Annotated in this window: 25 protein-coding genes and 3 pseudogenes; 11 read left to right on the forward strand and 17 right to left on the reverse strand. The window is 41.7% G+C overall.

The genetic code is table 11. From position 1 onward, the window contains the following. Window positions 1-95 precede the first annotated feature (95 nt). Both msrA and AC4JOV_RS08355 read left to right on the forward strand, forming a co-directional pair. On the forward strand, window positions 96-617 hold the full coding sequence (gene msrA, locus AC4JOV_RS08350; RefSeq protein ID WP_229938369.1) for a peptide-methionine (S)-S-oxide reductase MsrA: 522 nt from the start codon (window positions 96-98) through the stop codon (window positions 615-617). Between the two features lie 37 nt (window positions 618-654). After that, window positions 655-969 carry a DUF4282 domain-containing protein gene (locus tag AC4JOV_RS08355; protein ID WP_229938037.1) on the forward strand — a complete coding sequence of 105 codons (315 nt, stop codon included), beginning with the start codon at window positions 655-657 and terminating at the stop codon, window positions 967-969. A 57-nt stretch (window positions 970-1,026) separates the two neighbouring features. Here AC4JOV_RS08355 and AC4JOV_RS08360 read toward each other — a convergent pair whose 3' ends face one another. The 5 genes and pseudogenes from AC4JOV_RS08360 to AC4JOV_RS08380 form a co-directional block, all read right to left on the reverse strand. After that, window positions 1,027-1,566 (reverse strand): hypothetical protein, encoded by a 540-nt coding sequence (locus AC4JOV_RS08360; protein ID WP_229938036.1) that lies wholly within the window; start codon window positions 1,564-1,566, stop codon window positions 1,027-1,029. A gap of 9 nt (window positions 1,567-1,575) precedes the next feature. After that, a complete protein-coding gene (locus tag AC4JOV_RS08365) occupies window positions 1,576-1,803 on the reverse strand; it encodes a transposase (protein ID WP_229938035.1) in 228 nt (75 codons plus the stop codon). Window positions 1,804-1,865: 62 nt separating this feature from the next. After that, on the reverse strand, window positions 1,866-2,129 hold the full coding sequence (locus AC4JOV_RS08370; RefSeq protein ID WP_229938034.1) for a hypothetical protein: 264 nt from the start codon (window positions 2,127-2,129) through the stop codon (window positions 1,866-1,868). A 52-nt stretch (window positions 2,130-2,181) separates the two neighbouring features. Next, window positions 2,182-2,907, reverse strand: coding sequence for a hypothetical protein (locus tag AC4JOV_RS08375; RefSeq protein WP_229938033.1), 726 nt, complete (start codon window positions 2,905-2,907; stop codon window positions 2,182-2,184). Between the two features lie 15 nt (window positions 2,908-2,922). After that, window positions 2,923-3,657: pseudogene (locus AC4JOV_RS08380) on the reverse strand (RHS repeat-associated core domain-containing protein); the annotation flags it as partial. A 235-nt stretch (window positions 3,658-3,892) separates the two neighbouring features. On the opposite strand from AC4JOV_RS08380, the pseudogene AC4JOV_RS08385 reads away from it, so the two are divergent. Then, window positions 3,893-4,135: pseudogene (locus tag AC4JOV_RS08385) on the forward strand (IS30 family transposase); the annotation flags it as partial. A 112-nt stretch (window positions 4,136-4,247) separates the two neighbouring features. Here AC4JOV_RS08385 and AC4JOV_RS08390 read toward each other — a convergent pair. The 4 genes and pseudogenes from AC4JOV_RS08390 to AC4JOV_RS08405 form a co-directional block, all read right to left on the reverse strand. Then, window positions 4,248-4,664 carry a hypothetical protein gene (locus AC4JOV_RS08390; protein ID WP_229938031.1) on the reverse strand — a complete coding sequence of 139 codons (417 nt, stop codon included), beginning with the start codon at window positions 4,662-4,664 and terminating at the stop codon, window positions 4,248-4,250. Continuing rightward, window positions 4,651-5,427 (reverse strand): annotated as a pseudogene (locus AC4JOV_RS08395) (hypothetical protein); the annotation flags it as partial. The gene AC4JOV_RS08390 and the pseudogene AC4JOV_RS08395, both read right to left, overlap by 14 nt. A gap of 259 nt (window positions 5,428-5,686) precedes the next feature. Further along, window positions 5,687-6,208 (reverse strand): hypothetical protein, encoded by a 522-nt coding sequence (locus AC4JOV_RS08400; protein ID WP_229938029.1) that lies wholly within the window; start codon window positions 6,206-6,208, stop codon window positions 5,687-5,689. Between the two features lie 3 nt (window positions 6,209-6,211). Then, window positions 6,212-7,540, reverse strand: a complete 1,329-nt coding sequence (locus tag AC4JOV_RS08405) for an RHS repeat-associated core domain-containing protein (protein ID WP_229938028.1) — start codon at window positions 7,538-7,540, stop codon at window positions 6,212-6,214. A gap of 415 nt (window positions 7,541-7,955) precedes the next feature. Here AC4JOV_RS08405 and AC4JOV_RS08410 point away from each other — a divergent pair, with 415 nt between their 5' ends. The 4 genes from AC4JOV_RS08410 to AC4JOV_RS08425 all read left to right on the forward strand — a co-directional run bounded on the left by AC4JOV_RS08410 (window position 7,956) and on the right by AC4JOV_RS08425 (window position 10,445). Then, on the forward strand, window positions 7,956-8,255 hold the full coding sequence (locus tag AC4JOV_RS08410) for a type II toxin-antitoxin system HigB family toxin (protein WP_229938027.1): 300 nt from the start codon (window positions 7,956-7,958) through the stop codon (window positions 8,253-8,255). 1 nt (window position 8,256) lies between these two features. Further along, complete coding sequence (locus AC4JOV_RS08415) at window positions 8,257-8,637, forward strand: helix-turn-helix domain-containing protein (RefSeq protein ID WP_229938026.1); 381 nt, start codon at window positions 8,257-8,259, stop codon at window positions 8,635-8,637. Window positions 8,638-8,907: 270 nt separating this feature from the next. Next, the gene (locus AC4JOV_RS08420; RefSeq protein WP_229938025.1) at window positions 8,908-9,930 is read left to right on the forward strand and encodes a class I fructose-bisphosphate aldolase; all 1,023 of its coding nucleotides are present in this window, start codon (window positions 8,908-8,910) and stop codon (window positions 9,928-9,930) included. 74 nt (window positions 9,931-10,004) lie between these two features. Then, the gene (locus AC4JOV_RS08425; RefSeq protein WP_229938024.1) at window positions 10,005-10,445 is read left to right on the forward strand and encodes an SRPBCC domain-containing protein; all 441 of its coding nucleotides are present in this window, start codon (window positions 10,005-10,007) and stop codon (window positions 10,443-10,445) included. Between the two features lie 50 nt (window positions 10,446-10,495). On the opposite strand, the gene AC4JOV_RS08430 is transcribed toward AC4JOV_RS08425, so the two are convergent. The 4 genes from AC4JOV_RS08430 to AC4JOV_RS08445 are packed head-to-tail and all read right to left on the reverse strand — an operon-like array spanning window position 10,496 to window position 11,671. Continuing rightward, window positions 10,496-10,669, reverse strand: coding sequence for a hypothetical protein (locus AC4JOV_RS08430; protein ID WP_229938023.1), 174 nt, complete (start codon window positions 10,667-10,669; stop codon window positions 10,496-10,498). Window positions 10,670-10,703: 34 nt separating this feature from the next. Beyond that, a complete protein-coding gene (locus tag AC4JOV_RS08435) occupies window positions 10,704-10,901 on the reverse strand; it encodes a hypothetical protein (protein WP_229938022.1) in 198 nt (65 codons plus the stop codon). 8 nt (window positions 10,902-10,909) lie between these two features. Beyond that, a complete protein-coding gene (locus tag AC4JOV_RS08440) occupies window positions 10,910-11,185 on the reverse strand; it encodes an acylphosphatase (RefSeq protein ID WP_229938021.1) in 276 nt (91 codons plus the stop codon). Window positions 11,186-11,218: 33 nt separating this feature from the next. Then, window positions 11,219-11,671 (reverse strand): hypothetical protein, encoded by a 453-nt coding sequence (locus AC4JOV_RS08445; protein ID WP_229938020.1) that lies wholly within the window; start codon window positions 11,669-11,671, stop codon window positions 11,219-11,221. A 58-nt stretch (window positions 11,672-11,729) separates the two neighbouring features. Between AC4JOV_RS08445 and AC4JOV_RS08450 the strand changes: the two genes are divergently transcribed. Beyond that, window positions 11,730-12,515 carry a sulfite exporter TauE/SafE family protein gene (locus AC4JOV_RS08450; protein ID WP_229938019.1) on the forward strand — a complete coding sequence of 262 codons (786 nt, stop codon included), beginning with the start codon at window positions 11,730-11,732 and terminating at the stop codon, window positions 12,513-12,515. Between the two features lie 22 nt (window positions 12,516-12,537). On the opposite strand, the gene AC4JOV_RS08455 is transcribed toward AC4JOV_RS08450, so the two are convergent. Then, the gene (locus tag AC4JOV_RS08455) at window positions 12,538-13,707 is read right to left on the reverse strand and encodes a patatin-like phospholipase family protein (protein WP_229938018.1); all 1,170 of its coding nucleotides are present in this window, start codon (window positions 13,705-13,707) and stop codon (window positions 12,538-12,540) included. Between the two features lie 105 nt (window positions 13,708-13,812). Between AC4JOV_RS08455 and truD the strand changes: the two genes are divergently transcribed. Continuing rightward, window positions 13,813-14,895, forward strand: coding sequence for a tRNA pseudouridine(13) synthase TruD (truD, locus tag AC4JOV_RS08460; RefSeq protein ID WP_229938017.1), 1,083 nt, complete (start codon window positions 13,813-13,815; stop codon window positions 14,893-14,895). 42 nt (window positions 14,896-14,937) lie between these two features. After that, window positions 14,938-15,318 carry a PGPGW domain-containing protein gene (locus tag AC4JOV_RS08465; protein WP_229938016.1) on the forward strand — a complete coding sequence of 127 codons (381 nt, stop codon included), beginning with the start codon at window positions 14,938-14,940 and terminating at the stop codon, window positions 15,316-15,318. Window positions 15,319-15,321: 3 nt separating this feature from the next. Here AC4JOV_RS08465 and AC4JOV_RS08470 read toward each other — a convergent pair whose 3' ends face one another. Genes AC4JOV_RS08470 through AC4JOV_RS08480 form a run of 3 tightly spaced genes read right to left on the reverse strand, consistent with a single transcriptional unit; the run spans window position 15,322 to window position 18,303 of the window. Next, window positions 15,322-16,941, reverse strand: coding sequence for an ArnT family glycosyltransferase (locus tag AC4JOV_RS08470; RefSeq protein WP_229938015.1), 1,620 nt, complete (start codon window positions 16,939-16,941; stop codon window positions 15,322-15,324). Continuing rightward, entirely contained in the window at window positions 16,938-17,576 is a 639-nt protein-coding gene (locus AC4JOV_RS08475) for a lipid-A-disaccharide synthase N-terminal domain-containing protein (protein ID WP_229938014.1), read from the reverse strand. Before AC4JOV_RS08475 ends, AC4JOV_RS08470 begins: the two co-directional genes overlap by 4 nt. 1 nt (window position 17,577) lies before the next feature. Then, complete coding sequence (locus AC4JOV_RS08480; RefSeq protein ID WP_491522133.1) at window positions 17,578-18,303, reverse strand: glycosyltransferase family 2 protein; 726 nt, start codon at window positions 18,301-18,303, stop codon at window positions 17,578-17,580. 152 nt (window positions 18,304-18,455) lie between these two features. Here AC4JOV_RS08480 and AC4JOV_RS08485 point away from each other — a divergent pair, with 152 nt between their 5' ends. Then, window positions 18,456-19,583: a S1C family serine protease gene (locus AC4JOV_RS08485; protein WP_229938012.1), complete on the forward strand. Its 1,128-nt coding sequence runs from the start codon at window positions 18,456-18,458 to the stop codon at window positions 19,581-19,583. Window positions 19,584-19,599 lie beyond the last annotated feature (16 nt).

Genomic DNA, 19,599 nt, shown 5'->3' on the forward strand with positions numbered 1-19,599 from the left:
CATTTAGTGATTTCCTTGTATCACGCTTTAACGTTAGAAGTGAGATGAATTGGAACGGAGCTTTGCTCTGTTTCAAGAAGAAAGGATGAAATATGATCAGAGAACTTGTTGTAGGCGGCGGATGTTTTTGGTGTACGGAGGCGGTATTTGAACTTCTTAGAGGTGTACATGATGTGGAGAGCGGTTATGCCAACGGCCATCTCCCCAACCCTACCTACAGAGAGGTATGCACAGGAGATACCGGCTATGCCGAGGTGATCAAGATCACCTATGATGACAGCGTGATCACAGTAGATACGCTTCTGGATGTCTTCTTCGCCACACACAACCCTACGACACTGAACCAGCAGGGGGCAGACCGCGGTACACAGTACCGCTCCACCGTCCTCTACACCGATGAAGAGACCAAAGAGGCTGCGGAAGCTGCGATGGAAGCCGCACAAGAAGAGTGGAACGACCCGATCGTCACCACCATCGAACCGCTGGAGAACTACTACAAAGCCGAAACCTATCACCAGGACTACTACCAGCAAAACCCTATGCAAGGCTACTGCATGGCAGTCATCCCGCCAAAGCTCGCGAAACTCAAAGCGAAATTCGGGAAAGAGGTGAAATGAGAACCGTTAGCGTTTCATTAAAGAACAGGGATAGATAATGATGGAGTTTCTCTCTTTTAAAAGATTTATCAGTACTGAGGTATTGATACTGTTTTATTATATCGGTGCAGTGATCATGCCTCTAGGGATAGTTCTCTTTGGCAAACGGCTACTGTATAAGTTTCATCTGTTTGATACGGCCTATAAAACAGGGAAGGAGATCGTCTGGAATACGTTGTCCGGCAATCAAAAAATAAAAGCTCTCATAGCACTCACAGCCTGTTTCATCTTCATGGAACTCTTTTGGCGTATGATGTTTGAGTTCCTCATAGCCTATATGCAGATACATGATGCCATAGTCCATTCGCAGTGACAGAAGTATAGGAAGTATAGAGTATAGAGAGTATAGGGGTCAGGTGATAATGATAACTTATTTCTTACTCCTCTTTGCCACCCCATATACTGCAGGCTGTGATATACCAAGTACTTTAGCAATCATATGCTGTGAATAGCCTTTCTCTATAGCTATGAGTATCTGCCTGTTCCGTTCTTTTATATCTACAATACCTTCAAAAAGCTCTTGAAGCTTCTCTTCTTTTGGTTTGTTATCAACATTGAGAGCTTCTACAAGTGAGGATGCTCTTTTGAGTTCTTGCAGTTGTCCTGTATCTACTGGGTTGGTTAAAAAGGCTTCTATAGCTTCTTTATCCTCTTTATACTTTTCTACTATCCAGGCATTTTCTAAACATTCAGGTATCTCTTTGTAGTTTAGAAAATAGTGATAAGAGCTATAGCTATAGGGATACTCTTTTAACTCACTAACCATATTGGCTTTCAATGGGTTTTGTTCTATATAGCACATAAGGGTATAGAGGTATGCTTCATCTGTTACATACCAGGATTTAAATCTTCCTTGCCATAGGTGTCCTGAGCGTTTATACTTTTTATTGAAGTAGATGGAGTAGTTCATATTTAGCTGTCACATAAATTTAGAAAGGTTCTCCTGGGTGATCTCTACTAGTAGGTGATAGTGGTTACTCATCAGACAATAGTTATGGATAGTGATACCATAGCTTTTTGCATAAAAGCACATAAGTTCTTCGAAGTACTCATAGTCTTTGGATTCTTTAAAAACAACTCTTTGTTCTACACCTCTGTTGATGATATGATAGTAACCTGCTATCTCTATACGTGGTTTTCTTGGCATAGTTACTCCTTGACATCAGTATAACACGTAAAAAATTAAGTTATCGTTATCACCTGACCCCTTTACTTAAAAAGAGGTGTAGAGACCTTTGATAAACCACCTGTATCTGCTGAGATGGATGGTAGTTGTGGCGTGGTGATGTCTATGGAGTCAAAGAGTATAGCGGTAGCTTGTTTTTGGTTGCTATTGTCAATTGTTGCAAAAGAGAGGTTGTTGTTTTCAGTTGTTGCAGTATTGCTACTATTTCCTCCACTGCAGGCTGTTATTACTGCACTTACTACTAGAGTTGCAACTATCCCCAGTATTCTTTTCGTTTTTTGGTTCATTTTTTCTTTTTCCTTGTTAATTTGGATATTTGTCATCACTGTGAATGACTAATCAAATACATTTTTTTAATCTCTCAGCAGGGTAAGCCTGCTGAATAAAATTATCTATTTTTGCTAAATAGTTATCTATTCTTTTATATGACATAGTCATATCTTCTAAGTCTGGCAAGTCATGTATTTTTATTTCTGATTCTATGATACCCTTCGCTTCTGCATTAAGAAGATTTATTATTTCATCTTCCCATTCATCAATATCCCCATAATTAAAACATTGAGTATACCGATTCAACATCTGCTTTGCTTCTCCTAAAGAAGTACTGTAAAATTCTTTATCTCCTGAATAAGAACCAATTGTAAAGATATCTTTTAATAAATGTGGCAAGTAAGGTTTTGTAGTGTTATAGGTTTTGTTATATATCTTTTCAATATGATCAAAAAACAATTCAAAGGTTATGGGTTCATCTAGTCCGTTGACTTGTTCTTTAAAGCGTAAAACATCTGTTTCTTTAAAATCAGCATATTTTAAACTTTGAGGCATACCTTTATGTTGCTGTAATTTAACATTATATGATAAGGAAATTGTAGAAAAAGGCACTAATAAATTGTGCATAAAAAATGTTGGTAAATATTTTGTTTTATCACTTGTCCTATCTAAACAAATTCCAGTCAACAATCCCCCATTTAACTGGAGCAACCATTGGTCTTTCCATAGAGTTAGATGAGGGAAATACTCATTCCATGCATTTAGTATTTTTAGTTTTTCTTTTTTTGTAGCCATATACTTCTTCCCTTGTTAATCTTTGACTGGGTTAATCTCAATTTGGTCCATGACATCTGGAACATTATTGAGATTTTTACTCTGTTGTGCAGATGATATACCATTCCCCGGTTCTTTTACAAATTTATAATCATACACTATGCCAGCATCTTCGTCAAATACATCAGGTCTTGCACTTCCTTTATCACCATAGAAAGTTGGTTTTTTATCTTTAAAAGACTGTTCTAACTTCAAATTCTCTCTGTTACCAGACATGTTTTGATACCGTTCAGTAAGTTTTTTAGCATAAGTGTGTTTTTTTGTTCCAGCTACACGTCCAGCATCTCCAATCTTTTTTTCAGCTCTCGTCGCAATCTCTGTCAAAAATTCTTTATCAGATAGTTCAGAAATAACTTTAGTAGATTTACTCGTTTTATTTGCTGCCTTGTATGCATCATATGCTTTAGTTGCAACTTTTCCAGCACCACCTGTAGCAACAGTAATCAATGCATCTTTAGCAAGTCCATCGGCAACAGCTTCCCAACCACCTTCTTGATAATTACTATAAGCATCATATGCTGCAATGGCTGCACCGACAGCAAACCAAAAGAATTCGCCATCTGGATCAACCATATTCACTGGGTTATTCGATGTATAAGTATAAAGTGCTAAATTTTGAGGGTTAAATACACCGTGATTGGGATTTCCATCTATGTACTTACTAAGTATCGGATCAGGGCTCTGCCACACAGAGGTGCGAGGGTCATAATACCTAGCCCCATATCATGAAAAAGAACACGCTGAAACCCAGCAGTTTATCGAATTATTAGCACTGGGGATGCATTCCCATCGAGACGATGGAAACGAGTTAAAAGAACACGCTGAAATTCAGCAATTTATTGATCTATTTTATTGTAGGTGGATTTGGATTTGCTTGTCACCTAGCGGTGGATTATGCTTTACTGTTGTTTTAAATTTAGGTATGGATTCCACATTGGAAAATGTGGAACCAGAGAAAAAACTAAAGTGTGACTACTACTTCTGTCATCCTTACAGTTCTTGGGAGAGAGGATTGAATGAAAATATCAATGGATTAATCAGGCAATATATCCCTAAAGGTAGCAGCTTTGAACATCTGACCCAAAAAGAGATCAGAAGAATTGAAAATAGACTCAATCATAGACCTAGAAAATCTCTAGGTTCGAGAACTCCTTATGAGGTATTTCATGAAAATTTGAAAGTTTCATAGGAGGTTTTAGATAGAATTTTTAGAGACGAAATTGCACTATGAATTTAAATGTGGGTGTATTTTCATTTTCTCCCCTTTTATAGTTTATATGTTGTCACCTATAAATTTAGTTTCAAAATTCACTAACAAATTTACTCAGTTTCTTTCTAAAAACTAATAATAAAAATATTTGAATAATGCTTAAAACAAACAAAATCTCATATGTTGGTACATCCTGCAACACTAAACTACCTAAATATATAGTTTTGTTATCAAAATAGTCAGAACTTATTACTGATTCTTTAAAATAATATTCAAGCAGTACTGCAAAAACTAAAGGTAATGTTATAACAAAAATGTGTTTAGCATTTAAAAATAACCAGATGAATATGAAAACTATCATTGGTTCAAGTATTTGATAAGCAATAGAAATCCATATTCCTATAAAATGACAAACTTGAGTTGAGCACTTAAAATAAAATGCTTGAGATACTATGAAAAATAATAAGAAAATATAATATAATATATAAAATATTTTATTTAATTTCATTTGTAATCTCCTTCCAGACGGAACTACTATCCATATTTACATGATCTCCAAATGCTCCATCATACCAGTTTTTATTTGGTACTTCTACTTGCATATTTTTCCCTCCTTCTTGTAATCTAGTACTATACCCAAAAGTATATCTACTTTGTAAGAAGCTTTTTAAACCATGTATACCTCCACCTAGTTGAACCATATCGCTACTATCATATACATTTAAAATATTTGCACCATCTTCAAATTGATCTTTATCAAGAAAATAATCATCTCGTTGCGGTGTTCCCATCATGATAAAATTATCAATTTTCTTTTTGCCTTCATAAAACTGAGTAAAATCTTTTCCAACGTTACCACCATGCGAATGCATCACAATATTGAGCTTTTCTCCATCTTTAAAATCATAATTTTCAACAAATTTTGCAAGTCTAAATGCTGCATTAGTACGTGCATTAGAATTATTTTCAGCCCCTTTGCTTCCTGCCATTCCATTATCACCACCCCAATTAAACTGATATACTTTTTCATTGAAAGTTTTTCCAACTGCTTTAATAAAATCAGGATCAGCATCTTTGGGACTAGAAAAAGTTCCATGAACAAAAATAGTCAGTGCACCATCAGGATCTATCGCATTGATAGGGTTATTATAAGTATAACTATAAAGCTTTAGGTTATTAGAATTAAATACTCCTTTATTTGTTTTTCCAGATATATATTCACCAAGTATAGGATCCGGAGATTGCCACACAGAGGTGCGAGGGTCATAATACCTAGCCCCATATCATGAAAAAGAACACGCTGAAATTCAGCAGTTTATCGAATTATTAGCACTGGGGATGCATTCCCATCGAGACGATGGGAACGAGTTAAAACTAAGGAGAAATAGAATGTATTTTGTAAAATGTTTCATCGTGTTTCTCCTCCTTTTTATTTATGTCACCTATCGGTGGACTATCTTTTTTAGTTATTCGCATTCGTATGGGTTATACCTGAGGGCTTGTGGAACCAGTTAGAACTCAGAAAATTTCTTATTTTATTTCTAGTTTTTTAGTTTCTTTTCCCCCACTTCCAAAGTGTAAAATAGAATCTATTTTATATACTGATTTATACTTTGACAAAAAATCTAAAAGTTTTTCATCTACATACTCGTGCTCTCTATTTACATACGGACTTGGCGCAGAAAAAATTCCAGCCCATGAACTGCCAGTTCCAATATGTACAATTTTATTCTTTCTTCCTATGTCTATACTTTCAAAGGAAGTTACATTGTACGGATCAATAGGTGGTCCATATTTTTTTAAATCATACTTACATGTTATATCAATATTAACATTATCATAAAAATAATAACCATCAATATTCTCACAAGAATAATTAATAGTTTGTGCAAATAAAGTAAAATCTTTTTTGAATGCTTTATACTCGTTTTCTGTCATTTCTTCAATAGTAGTGTGAGTAGAAGAAAAAGCATTCATTATGCAGCCACTCAAACCAAATAATAAACCGAAAGAAACAATTACTTTATATATATGTGTTCGAATTTTCATCATAATTTATTCTACCCCCAATGCTGACTTAACAGAAGACATTTTATGCATTTCAAAAGACCACCCCCCAACATCAATAGGGTTTCTACTCTTAGGTAAAGATGGAGGCACTAAAGGATGTTGTCTGCCTGAAGAGTCTGGCATCAATACACCTAGTCCAGTATAGCTGTTTTGTAAAGTAGTCAATGCTTCACCAACTACATAATAATTATCTATATTACCTATTCCATGTCCGAATATTACTGTCATTGGATGTACTCCAGCTGCATTATATGTTTTTGCTTCTATCCCTGTTGCTTCTGAAGCAGCTGCTGCAAGCCCACCACCCAAAGAGTGTCCGGTAAAAGCCGTATCCATTCCTTTAGTGGCTTTTGCAAATTTACTAGCATTTCTTTTTGCTTGTGCATACTGACTACTTGATGCAGTAATCCCTTCAACTAAATTGGCTTTCATATCTTTTCCATCATTGGTTCCCCTAAATGCCATGGTAACTTCCCCTGTATTAGTATTTTTATAGATACCAGATGCAAAACCAGTTGACTCATTAACTAGATCAGTTTGAGACACCCCATAGCGATTTAATTCTTTTTCATTGGTGACCTGTTGTATATGACCTGGTAACTTGCTTCCCATTTCCCCATAAACATGGTCGGAGATAGCAGCCCCTTCTTCTTTGGTAAGCATTCCATCAGGATCCACCAAATTCACTGGATTATTATAAGTATATGTAAACAGACTTAAGTTCTTAGGATTAAATACACCTGCATTTCCTTGCCCACTCATATACTCACCAAGTATCGGATCCGGTGATTGCCACACAGAGGTGCGAGGGTCATAATACCTAGCACCATAGTAATACAATCCTGTTACTTCATCCAACTCTTTCCCTGTAAACCTGTACGGTGTCACCTGCGTATTGGAATGCTCATGGGCGAATGTTTCCCCATAAGGGAAATACTCAAGGTGTTCATATACCTTACCTCTCTCGTCAGTTACAAAGCTTGAGCTTCCAAGATGGTCAGGATGATAGAAGTACTGCTCTTTTTCATAAATGATCTTTTGCGGTTTATTGCTTCCGCCTTTACCGTGTACGGTCTGAGACTCCTGTTTAGTCAATTTTGTTGCGATTCTCTGGCTTCCTGCAAAGAAGTGTTTGCTTGCCACTTCGCCTTCTCTGATCACAAAGTAAGGATTGACATAGAAGGTCTCTCCCTGTGCCGTACGTTTAAGCGATCTCTCACCACTTGCATCGTAGACATAGTAAGAAGTATGACCGTTATCGCTTCCGCCGTCAGTGACAGTCTTGATACGATTCTCTTCATCCCACTCGATCACTCTTGTGAGACCATTCTTGGTATTGTTCCATCCTGTCTGGTTACCGTTCAGGTCATACGTAAAGACACGGTTACCGATCTTCGTCGGAGCGTGCGGTTGTTTCGCCGTATGCTCATACGTCCAGTCATACGTCGTCGCATGCTGTTCGATCCACTTGTCACCCTCATACGGCAGTCTTTCGTGGTTTTGGTCCTATCTGACTCTATATCTTTTTGTTCTGATCCGATATAGCTTCTTATGGCACATATCGAGTAGCCAAACCGATCATCCATTTTACTTGCTCTGTATTCGGGTAGGGTTTCATCTTCTATCCTTTTTAGGATAGTAAAACACACACAACAATGCGGAGTTTTTGGTTCATTTGATCCATATACTATTTTGTTGCCATTTTGGTAACTTTTTGCTATAATACCTCATGAGAATCATTGCAAGAAAAACGCTCAAAGAGTTTTGGGAACAGCCGGAATATACAGATAGCGAACAGGCTTTAAAGGCATGGTTTGATGAAGCCAGTCAGGCAAAGTGGCAAACTCCCAATGATATCAAGGCACAGTATAAGAATGCCAGTATCTTAAAAGACAGCAGGTTTGTTTTCAATATACACGGAAACAAATACAGGCTGATCGTAAAGATAAATTATGACTTTGGTGTGATTTACATTAGATTTGTAGGAACGCATAAAGAGTATGACAAAATAGATGCAAACGAGGTATAAGATGAGAATAAAAGTATTAAAAACCGAAACTGACTATGAAAACGCGATGGAGAGAATAGAAGCTATTTTTGATGCCAAGCCTGATACTCCCAAAGGAGATGAGCTAGAACTTCTAACGCTGCTTGTAGAGAAATATGAAGAGGAGCACTATCCTATCGAGCTTCCTCATCCTATTGAGGCGATCAAGTTCAGAATGGATCAAATGGGGTTGAAACAAAAAGATATTGTCGATTGTTTTGGGGATAAATCAAAAGTTTCTGATGTATTGAATCTCAAACGAAAGTTAAATCTCAACTATATAAGAAATCTTCACCAAAAACTTCATATTCCTCTCGATGCACTGATTGGTGATTACGAAACCAAAAACACTCTTAGGGCATAAGGTTACCCATCGGGGACGATGGGAACCAGTTAAAGAGCATCATCAGCAATTTGAAATAACCTTATTTGGAGTAGAAATCTTATATACCTTCTGATCGCTTCCAACAAAACAATCTGAACGGGATCCAAAAGATTTATGGGACTGAAGTCTCCACTCTTCTATCATTTTGCTTGAAATAGCGATCCTTTTTCTGTATACTCTTACATACTAGACAGCTCCATTCAATGATAGAACTTATGTGTAAAGATAATACATTCAAAGGGGTTACACATGAACAAAGAAATTCTCATATCTATAGCAAATGCCATTGTCGCAAAACAGAAAGGTGTCCTGGCGGCAGACGAAAGTACACCCACGATCAAAAAACGTTTCGACAGGGTCAATGTCGAGTCCACCGAAGAGAGCCGCCGAAGGTACCGGGAGATACTTTTTACCAGTGAAGGGATCGAACGTTATATCGGCGGTGTCATCCTCTATGATGAAACACTGCGCCAAAGTACAAAAGACGGCACGCCTTTCGCCGAACTCCTGCTCAGCAGGGGTATCATGCCTGGGATCAAGGTGGACAAACGTGCAAAAGATCTGGCACTCTTCCCCGGTGAAAAGGTCACAGAGGGACTGGATGGTCTGCGCGACCGGCTGGTTGAGTATAAAGCGCTGGGGGCGAAGTTCGCAAAGTGGCGGGCAGTGATCGAGATCGACGAGCACGATATCCCTACGGAGTACGCGATAGAAGCCAATGCCCACGCCTTGGCACGTTATGCCGCACTCTGCCAGGAGCTCGATATCGTACCGATCGTGGAACCTGAAGTACTGATGGACGGCAGTCATACCATCGAACGCTGCGAAGAAGTAACCTCCAGGGTACTGGAATCCGTCTTCACAGAGCTGGATGCCCACCGCGTACTCTTTGAGGGGATGCTCCTCAAGCCAAATATGGTCATCCCGGGGTTGAAATGCGGGCGTCAGGAAAGCCCGGAAAGGATTGCCGAGGCAACGATCCGTTGCATGAGCCGCTATGTACCCGCGGCCGTCCCCGGACTCCTGTTTCTTTCCGGTGGGCAGAGTGCGGAGGATGCCACTGCCAACCTGAATGCCATGAACAAGATAGGCCCACATCCGTGGGAAGTCAGTTTTTCCTATGGACGTGCGCTTCAGGCTCCGGTACTAGAAGCATGGAGAGGAGAAGAGAACAATGCGGAAATAGCCCAAAAAACATTACTCAAACGCTCTAGGCTAAACGGTCAAGCCCGCGACGGAAAGTATGATCAAGGGATGGAAACAGCGGATTAAGGCGAGTCGATCTCTCCATCCAATCCTCAAGGTTTCAGAATGATAAACAATACCATACACTATAGGAGAAAGTTTTGAAAACGTTAGAAACAAACATTGAGATATCGGCATCCCCGGAAAAGGTGTGGTCAATATTGTGTGACTTTCAGAAATACCCTGAGTGGAACCCGTTTATCAAAGAGCTCGAAGGGGAAGCCAAGGTTGGCGAAAAACTCAAAGTACGTATCTCTCCGCCTCACAGTAAAGCAATGGTATTTCGGCCTACGGTAAAAAATGTGATTGAGAACAGAGAGTTTAGCTGGCTCGGTCGTTTCCTCTTTCCCGGAATCTTTGATGGTGAACATAGTTTCAACATCGAACCGACTAAATCGGGGGCTCTCTTAACGCAAAAAGAAAACTTCAGCGGTTTGCTTGTTCCACTACTTTGGAGAAGCCTCGACAGAAATACAAGAGAAGGATTCAGGCAAATGAATGAGGCACTGAAAGAAAGAGCGGAAGATACAAGCCTCTCATGAGGAATATACTTGGTATTTGCAACTGTCGTAATCTCTCCTTGCCTATGGACCTAATCACACAACTGTGCTAACTTCTCAACGGTATACCGCATAAGCTCTTCATCTTGTGCAAGCTCTTCACTGTACCAACACCGTGCCTCTGTCTCTGCATCTCTGCCAAAATCTTTTTCAAGTGCCTCAAACGACTTTTGGCACGCTTCTAAAAACTCATCTATTGTTATCATCTTTCCCCCTCTTTTTTTATTCTTTTATTAACGATTATCTTTTTAATGGATTGTCACTCCGTTTTTTTATTTTACGCTGCTGTTCTTCTGAGATATCGGGTTCGGAAAATGTCACCTGGTTGTAGATCACACACCCTTTACATCCGGGATCACACTTGTGAGAAAGCTTGATACACCACTCTTTCTCCTCTCCGTTCGTTCCCATATATTGACATGTCCATCCACTACTCATCTCTACTCCTAATAACGTATCTCAAATCCGTCTGTGTGAAACTCTGCATCATCTATGATCTGATGATCTATCTCTTCGACACTGCTAAAAGGCGACCCCTCCCGCAGTATCTGCACAAAGGTATCAAAGTCTTCATCATAGATCTCGGCCACGACTTCGACCGTCCCGTCATGCAGGTTTCTTATATAGCCCTTGAACTGCTTCTGCATCAATAATTGGGAAACCGACTTCCGATAAAAAACCCCCTGCACTCTTCCGCTGACAATAAAACGATACCATTCCATCACCCCTCCCCCCTTTTTTTTCTTTGATGAAAACTATTTATTGACTCTCTCTTTTCTACCATATTCTTCTTTAAGCATCTGTAAAAACTCTAAAATTCTCTGCTGAAATATAATATCCTCTTCATCTTTCATACAGTTATGCAGCTTTCCAAGACGCTCCAAGTCGATCTTTTCTACGTAACGGTTGACTGCCCTGCTTTCTCTCTCAACATCCTGAACCAGGTGTTCAAAATCCAGCCCGTTGTTTGTAACGATCTTCTCATGATACTCTTTTACCGTATCGATCAACAACTCTGCCCTGTCCGGATCATCCAGATAGATATGATGTGCTATCTCTTTGAGCGCTTGTTCTTCACACGCATCTATCCTTTCATTGGATGAAACCATCAGTGTCAGGATCTTTGCCCTATACTCCAATGAACTATGATGATACACCAAAAGCTCACGGAACATCTTGATAAAATTTCGTTTTAACTTTTTGATCACATGCAATCCTCTACGGTAAATTAATACAATTTTAACAAAATAATACTATAGTTTCGTTATGGAAAATATAGACCTTATCATTATCTTAACCACGGCATTTTTAGGAAGCGTGGGACACTGTATCGGAATGTGCGGAGGGATCGTTGTAGCGTACAGTTCTACCAAGATCGATCCAAAAAGTGCCTGGTGGCAGCAGACCAGTCAGCACCTGACATACAACTTCGGACGTGTTGCCACCTATGCGATCCTCGGTGCCATGTTTGGACTTCTCGGACGGGCCATCGCATTTACCCCGACAACCAAAGGGGTGCTTTTTTTACTCACGGGAGTATTGATGATCCTTGCGGGATTGTCGCTTGTGGGGAATTTCAAATTCCTCAACTCTGCAGAGTTTTCTATCTCAAAAAACGGCTGGTATCAGAACAACTTCCGTAAACTGATCACCTCCAAGAGTTACTCGAGCTTTTTTCTGCTCGGAATGCTCAACGGTATCATCCCGTGCGGTCTTGTCTACTCCTTTGCGATCTTTGCAGCCAGTACTGCCTCGCCGCTTTGGGGTGCTATCGTCATGGCAACCTTCGGACTTGCTACGGTCCCTGCACTCTTTTTTCTTGGAACGGTTACAAAGTTCCTTCAGAAAGGTTCACTGCGTGGTGTGATGATGAAGTTGGCTTCATTTTTAGTGATCATCTACGGAGTATACACGCTCTACAAAGCGTACAACTTTATCGCCCATCCGGTGGAGACACAACAGATGCTTGATGAGATGCAGTCAGGCAGTATCAAGAGTAAACTTGAGGGAAAATGCGGAGGGATGAAGTGTGCTCCTGGGAAATGCGGATAACGCCTCCCTCTCTTAGATCATTTTACTCTAAGCCCCTCTGCCATGCCAAATCGGAACGCCCTTTTTCGTAACCTACCTGGTAAAGGGCTCTCATATATCTTTTATCGAACATCTCTTCAAGCGGTGTGTCAAAACTGCCGGGCACATGGGTGATAGATACCTTGAAGTTATCACGCTTTGCGAGTGACATAATATTTTTTAGATTATCCCTTCCCTGGTACTTGATCAATGTACTGATAGAACGACTGGCAATATCACTGACACCAAGGTCAACAATTTTGTATTCGGGCGTTATTTTCGTATTGCGTATCAGCCAGAGATTCTTTTGGGGTCGGATCCCTAATGCTTTTTCATACCACTTTACGTCAAGGGCATATGGGTATACAAATATCTGTTGCGTCACACCGCCGTCCACATGAAGTTCCTGATATTTTTTCCCCTCTATCGTCACCTCGATCAATACAGGAGGGAAAACCCCCGGAACAGAAGCCGAAGCCAGCATGATCTGCTGAATAAGATACTTGGCATCGGGATGTCCGCTTTTGGCGATCTCACTGACCTCCCATATGACAGGGCGTTGAGCATCCAGATTCGTAGTACCGATCTGGAGGATACGGCCTTTTCTCGCCTCCCTCGCCAGTGCGGCAACAAACGCATCATCGATCTCCTCTTTCAGAATATCTCTAAGCGGTGCCGTATCTGCCACGGCAGAACCGCCAAACAGTGCCGTAAACGGGGTCAGTACAAAGATGTTTTTCTTGGAACTTTCGGTAAAGAGCCTTTTGAGCACAGGGTCATACTCCGCTCCCAAAAAAGCAAAAGGTGCGATCAGTGCACCCGTAGAGATCCCCGTAACCATCGTAAATTCGGGTCGGTCACCACGCTCACTCCATCCTTTTAGAAAACCTGCACCATATGCCCCGTCTTCTGCTCCACCTGAAAGGGCCAGGATATCCACCCTGTTATGCAGCTTCTTGTTTAACTTTAAACGATCCATCGTTGTATCGGCATACTCTGCCCTCCGGTCTCCCCAGTAGCGGATATGCTTGTATCCTGTAATGGCGGCTTTTGTATACTCTGCCTCCTCAGGTGCAGCAAACTGACGGGACTTTAAGGCACAGCCGGAAAGCAGCAGTGCAACCAGCATCATACCTGCAACTCTTGACATGGAAAACGATAAAACAGGTGACACCTATACTCCTTCAACTCTCTATAGCATTATACATTACTCCGTGAAATTTAACGAATCTCTCTTTTTTACAACTGTTACAAGTGATCGATTGGATATAATTTCTTTATGCAAAAAACATACGCCTATACCCACCATCCTATCAACTTTGACTTCAAACAGACAATCGAACGCTTCTTTGTAGAAGAGTTACCCCTTTACAGTTTCAGCGGTTCAGGCAACTTCCTGATCCTCAAGATCAAAAAGACCGATATGAGTACATGGAAACTCATCCATGTCCTCTCCAAGGCTACAGGTTTGGATGAACGTGACATCGGTTATGCCGGCCTCAAAGATAAAAATGCCACAACGATCCAGTACATCTCACTGCCTAAAAAGTATGAAAAAGAGCTGAATAAAAACCTCACGACTGAACGGATAGAGATTTTGGAGAGAACCTATAACAAGGCACCTATCAAGATAGGACATCTCAAGGGAAACAGCTTTTCCATTGTCCTTCACAACATTGCTTCCAAGGATGCGAAGTTCTTCCGTACCACTGCCCTGAAAATGCAAAAAGAGGGTTTCCCGAACTACTACGGCTACCAGAGATTCGGTGAAGACAGCCACTCCTATGAGCAAGGAAAAGAGATCGCACACAGCGGTAAAAAACTCAAAGGAAGTAAGGAAAAACTTCTCGTATCCGCCTACCAGAGCCACCTTTTTAATGAGTGGCTGAGTATGCGTGTCAAACTCTCATCCACTATCACCAAATATCCGGCTGAAAAAGCAGCAAAAAAACTTGACTATCCGTTAGAGCTGGTCAAGGTCCTTGCACAACAACCGCAGTTTTTCAAACTTTTTCTGGGAGACATGCTGCAGTCCTACCCCTACGGGAAGACAATCCCGCTCAAAGAGATGACAAAAAGTGCAGTCATGTTTTCACAAGCAAAACTCTCACCTACAGGTCTGCTCTGCGGAGCCAATGTAGAGCGTGCCAAAAGTGATGCGTATCACCTGGAAGCGCCTTTTGATGACAGAGAGCTCAGTTCGCTTAAGGGAGACAGAAGATATGCCTGGATCTGGCCAAGCGAGGTGGAGACCTGCTATGAGAGTGAAAGAAAAACACTTACGGTAAAGTTCTCTCTCCCAAAAGGGGCGTATGCGACGACATTTTTGGAAGAGATCGGAAAGTTTTCTTTAAAACCATAATCTTGTAGACTACCACGATAATCCAATCAAAGGAGAGAAGAGATGTTGATCTCGACAATCATCGCGATCATCGCCTTCACGCTCTCCATTCTCTTGATCCCATGGATCATTATACATATCCCATCTGACTACTTCACCCATCCCAAAAGACAAAAGTACCCCTGGCAGAACTATCCCCCTTTGATACAGGGGATAGCTATCATTATAAAAAATATTTTTGGAATTGTTTTGATCATTGCAGGTGTTGCCATGCTCTTCTTACCGGGACAGGGGATACTCACTATCATTGCGGGTCTGCTGTTTGTCAATTTCCCACATAAATACAGGATTGAGAAGTGGGTGATCAAACAGCCTATAGTTTTCAAAACACTCAATAAAGTTCGTAAAAAAGCCGGAAGAGCCCCCTTACACCTTAAGAAGTAACGCTTACGGCTTTGTTACTTCCGAGTGATAAAATGCCTGATACTCTTTTGCCTTGATCAAGAGTGCATACCTTCCTTTAAAACCTGTTTTTTCTACAATCAACGCTTGATTCACCCTCTGCATATTTTTTTGCTTGACATAAACCACGATCATCGCTTCAGGATCTTTTTCTACATAGGCATTGATCTCTTTTTCATCGTGGACAACCACCAGGGGATGATGTAGTCTCCCTGCAAACTGGTATTGGTTATGATACTTGCCATAGTGCAATACAGGAGTCTCTTTTTCTTGAAGCTGCGCGATAGAGTGTGCAAATCCGGATATATCCTGTTGCGCGAGGAAATTATGTATCGGCAGATGCGTGACAAACACTACAAGGATACTCCCGAGTGCAACCGAAGCAATCACTCTGTTTTGTGAAGTGAACTTTGTCCGGATAAAATAGATACCGGCAAGCACCATCACTACCCCGGAGATCAAAAATGCAAGGATATCAAGTTCAAACGTTATCTTGGCTTTTGTCACAGGCAGGACAAAAGGCAAAGCTGCCAATGCAATACCATAGAGAAGATAGCTGAACCCTATCAGCTTTGCAGAGAGTGTTTCTGTAGAAGTCGTGCTTCTTAAAACCCTGGTAAAGAGCAGTGAAAATGCAACAATCTCAGGCATGACATAATGCACCTGTTTACCGCTTATCAGAGAGAAGAAGAAGAGTGTAGCGAGTAACCATCCTGTCATTATTTTCAGTGATGAGTCAAATACCACTGCCTTGATAGAGGTATAGAACGGCTTGTAGAGTGACCATGGGAAAAGAAGAAGCGGCAATAACATCAGATACCACCATAACGGACGATAGTGTGCAAATGAGTTTACCATTCTGTTGGCAGTCTGTCCGAAGAAGATCGCATACCGGTATGCTTCTCCTCCAACGATACCTGCAGGTATCGCCCAGGCAAGTGCGATCATAACACCCCCTAAAAATGAGAGAGAAAGCTTGAGATACAACTCTTTAGATCGTCTCTTCTCCATAAAATAGAGGGCAAACACCATAAAGGTAAGAAGATGTACCAGGATCACAGGGCCTTTGGTAAGAACGCCCAATCCAAATGCCACGGCGATCATAATGAAGTGGTAACGTGACGGACTCTGTGTTACCTTGATAATATGATAGACCCCCAGCAATACAAAAAAGCTCAAGATCACATCAAACATGATCAGAGAGTTATAAAAAGCAAAGATCACGATGCCTGAGGCAACCAGGATAGATTGTGCCGCACCCTCCCGGTCATCCTGCCACAACGCCAGATAGAGTTTATAGATCATCGCCAATGTCCCAAGACCGAAAAGCATCGGGATAAGACGGATACTCACGTCATTGACCCCGAATATCAGCCAGTCCAGATGAAAGAGCCAAAAGAGCAGAGGAGGTTTATGGTGATAAGGCTCACCATTGATAAAAGGAACCAGAAAAGAACCCTTGTCCCACATCTCCCAGGCGACGCTTACATAGCGTGTCTCATCGATGATCATAATCGGCCGGAAATAGATACCGATGATGGTTACAAAAAGGATGATCCCAAAAGCGATCAACGCATTTTGTCTTGTAGTCTGATGCTGTTTCATTTAGACTCCTTCTTACTGATCATGATATTTCGTGCATAGATAACAGAACCAAACAGCTGCCCGAGGAAAAGTATCGGATCTTTTCTGATAATCGCATAGGTTAAGATCATCAGTGACCCTGCCAGACTCAGCAACCAAAACCCTATAGGCAGATGGGAACGCTTGATCTTTTCAGAGTAGATCCATTGATAGATAAAACGGAAGGTAAAGACAACCTGTGCAACACTTCCCCACACGATCAGCCACAACGGTATGGACTGATTAAAGAAGAGTCGTTCTATATCAGATTGACCGTTGGAGTAGGAATAGAAGAGGATCAAAACCGGGAAAGCCCATAAAAACAGGCGTAGATAGAGAGAGAGTCTCTGCCAGGTTTTTTGGATCTGCATATTGCGGATATAGATGAAGTAGGTGATCGTCTGTCCCAGCATGATCGCAAAGTCGTCACGCAGCCAACCGTAGAGAAAAAAGAGAAAAGAAGCGGCAAGGCTCAACTGCCAAAAGAGTTCCGGAGTGAGTACTTTTTTTACCTTTTCAGAGAGTATCCACTGTACCAGCAGTCTGGCAGAAAAAAGCAGCTGTGCAACAAGCCCGACGAGATAGATGATCGCATGATCGGAAAACCATTGGTGCATACTAGATATCCGCTTGTTCTATTTCATAACGGATATATCTACTGCGCATCCACCGGTAGGCAAATGCATCCTGAAGCGGTTTGATAGAGCGGTTAAAGATATTGAACTTTGACTCTCCGGCGATACGTTCAAAGTGCTGTACCTCCATCTGTCTGATCTCCCCGCCTTCAAGCTTGAGCAGTGCCGGTATGAAACGGTGCATTCCATCAAAAAATGGAAGCTTTTGCACTTTCTCGGTACGCAATACCTTCAGAGGACACCCCGTATCGATCACACCGTCATCGATCAGCTTTCGGCGAATCGCATTGGCAAAACGGGATTGAAGCTTTTTGCTGAGCGTATCCTTTCTTTTGGCACGGTACCCGATCACTGCATCACAACTGTCGATCTCACCCAGAAGCTTGTCAAAGTCAAAAGGGGTCGTTTGAAGATCGGCATCGATATAGCCGATCAGCTCGGTATCGGTATGATCCATACCGGCTTTGATCGCTGTACTCAATCCCCTGTTTTGTCTGAATTTTATAAAATGAAAATCGGGGTGTTCACATATCCTGATGATCCGGTCAAAGCTGCCGTCTGTAGAACCGTCATCTACAAAGAGTACCTGACTTTTGGTAGGGCTTTGGGCCAAATACTCTAAAAATGTCTTCTCAACACGATCAAGATTATCTATTTCATTATAAATAGGAACAATAATTGTCATTCTGTAACTGTTATTCATCTGCATTCCGAAGTATACACTATTTTCACATCAAATGACTTTACCGCTCTCCCTTTATCCAGCTATAGTCTGGGAGGATATTTTACACTGCACATTCACTGTTAATCTTTTCATATTATGATAGGTACAGTAGCAAAAAGCAATGAAGGTGAGAGGTGATGAAAAATACACTGAAACAGGATGCACTTTTGAAAACCATACGTACTTTGTTATACATACTCATAGGGTTGATCGCACTGCTCTTTTTACTCCCGCGGTTTGAAGCACTTTGGATCTCTATGCATGCAGAGCCCCGTGCAGTCACCGCAAGAGGAGCGCTCTCTGAAACAGAAAAGATGAATATCGAGATCTTCCGTCAGGCCAGCCCGGCAGTGGTTTATATCACGACATTGACAGATACGCTCAACCTCTGGACCCGAGATATCACCCGCATCCCGCGCGGGACGGGTTCAGGATTTATCTGGGATAAGCACGGACATATTATCACCAACTATCACGTGCTTCAAGGGGCTTCCGAGATCCGTATACGGCTGAGTGATCATCGTACCTTCACTGCTGTTTTGGTCGGTGCGAGTCCGGACCATGACATCGCCGTGTTGCGTATGCCTATCGCCTCAGGTATACCTGCACCGCTGCCTATCGGAACCAGCAGGGATCTACAGGTCGGACAGATGATGTATGCCATCGGAAACCCTTTCGGGCTGGACCAGACACTGACAACAGGCGTGGTCTCTGCACTCAACCGCAGTCTCTACAATGAGAATGGATCCCAGATCAAAGGACTGATCCAGACCGATGCAGCGATCAACCCCGGTAACTCCGGTGGTCCCCTGCTCGACAGTGCAGGAAGACTTGTAGGGATCAATACGGCTATCTACAGTCCATCGGGAGCCTATGCGGGTATCGGTTTTGCGGTGCCTGTCGATACCGTCAACCGTATCGTACCCCGGTTGATCGCACAAGGGCACTACCAAAGACCGCAACTCGGTATTACGATCGATGAAGAGATGAACAAAGCAGTCACGGATAAGCTCGGCATCAAAGGGGTAGCGGTCATAGGCGTCAGAGAAAGTTCTCCTGCATACCGTGCCGGACTGCGTGGTATGAAAATGCTGACACAGGACGGAGCAGCCATCGGTGATCTCATCCTGAGTATCGATGGACATAAGGTGAAGGATACCGCTGCACTGCTTGATAGACTGGAGAAGTATGACCGGGGGGACCGTGTAGAGATTAAATACTTAAGAGAGGGTGAAGAGAAGCGTACGATCATCACATTAGAGTAGGCTTCAAAGCACAGCT

Source organism: Sulfurovum sp. MH2-6 (genome assembly GCF_058374785.1).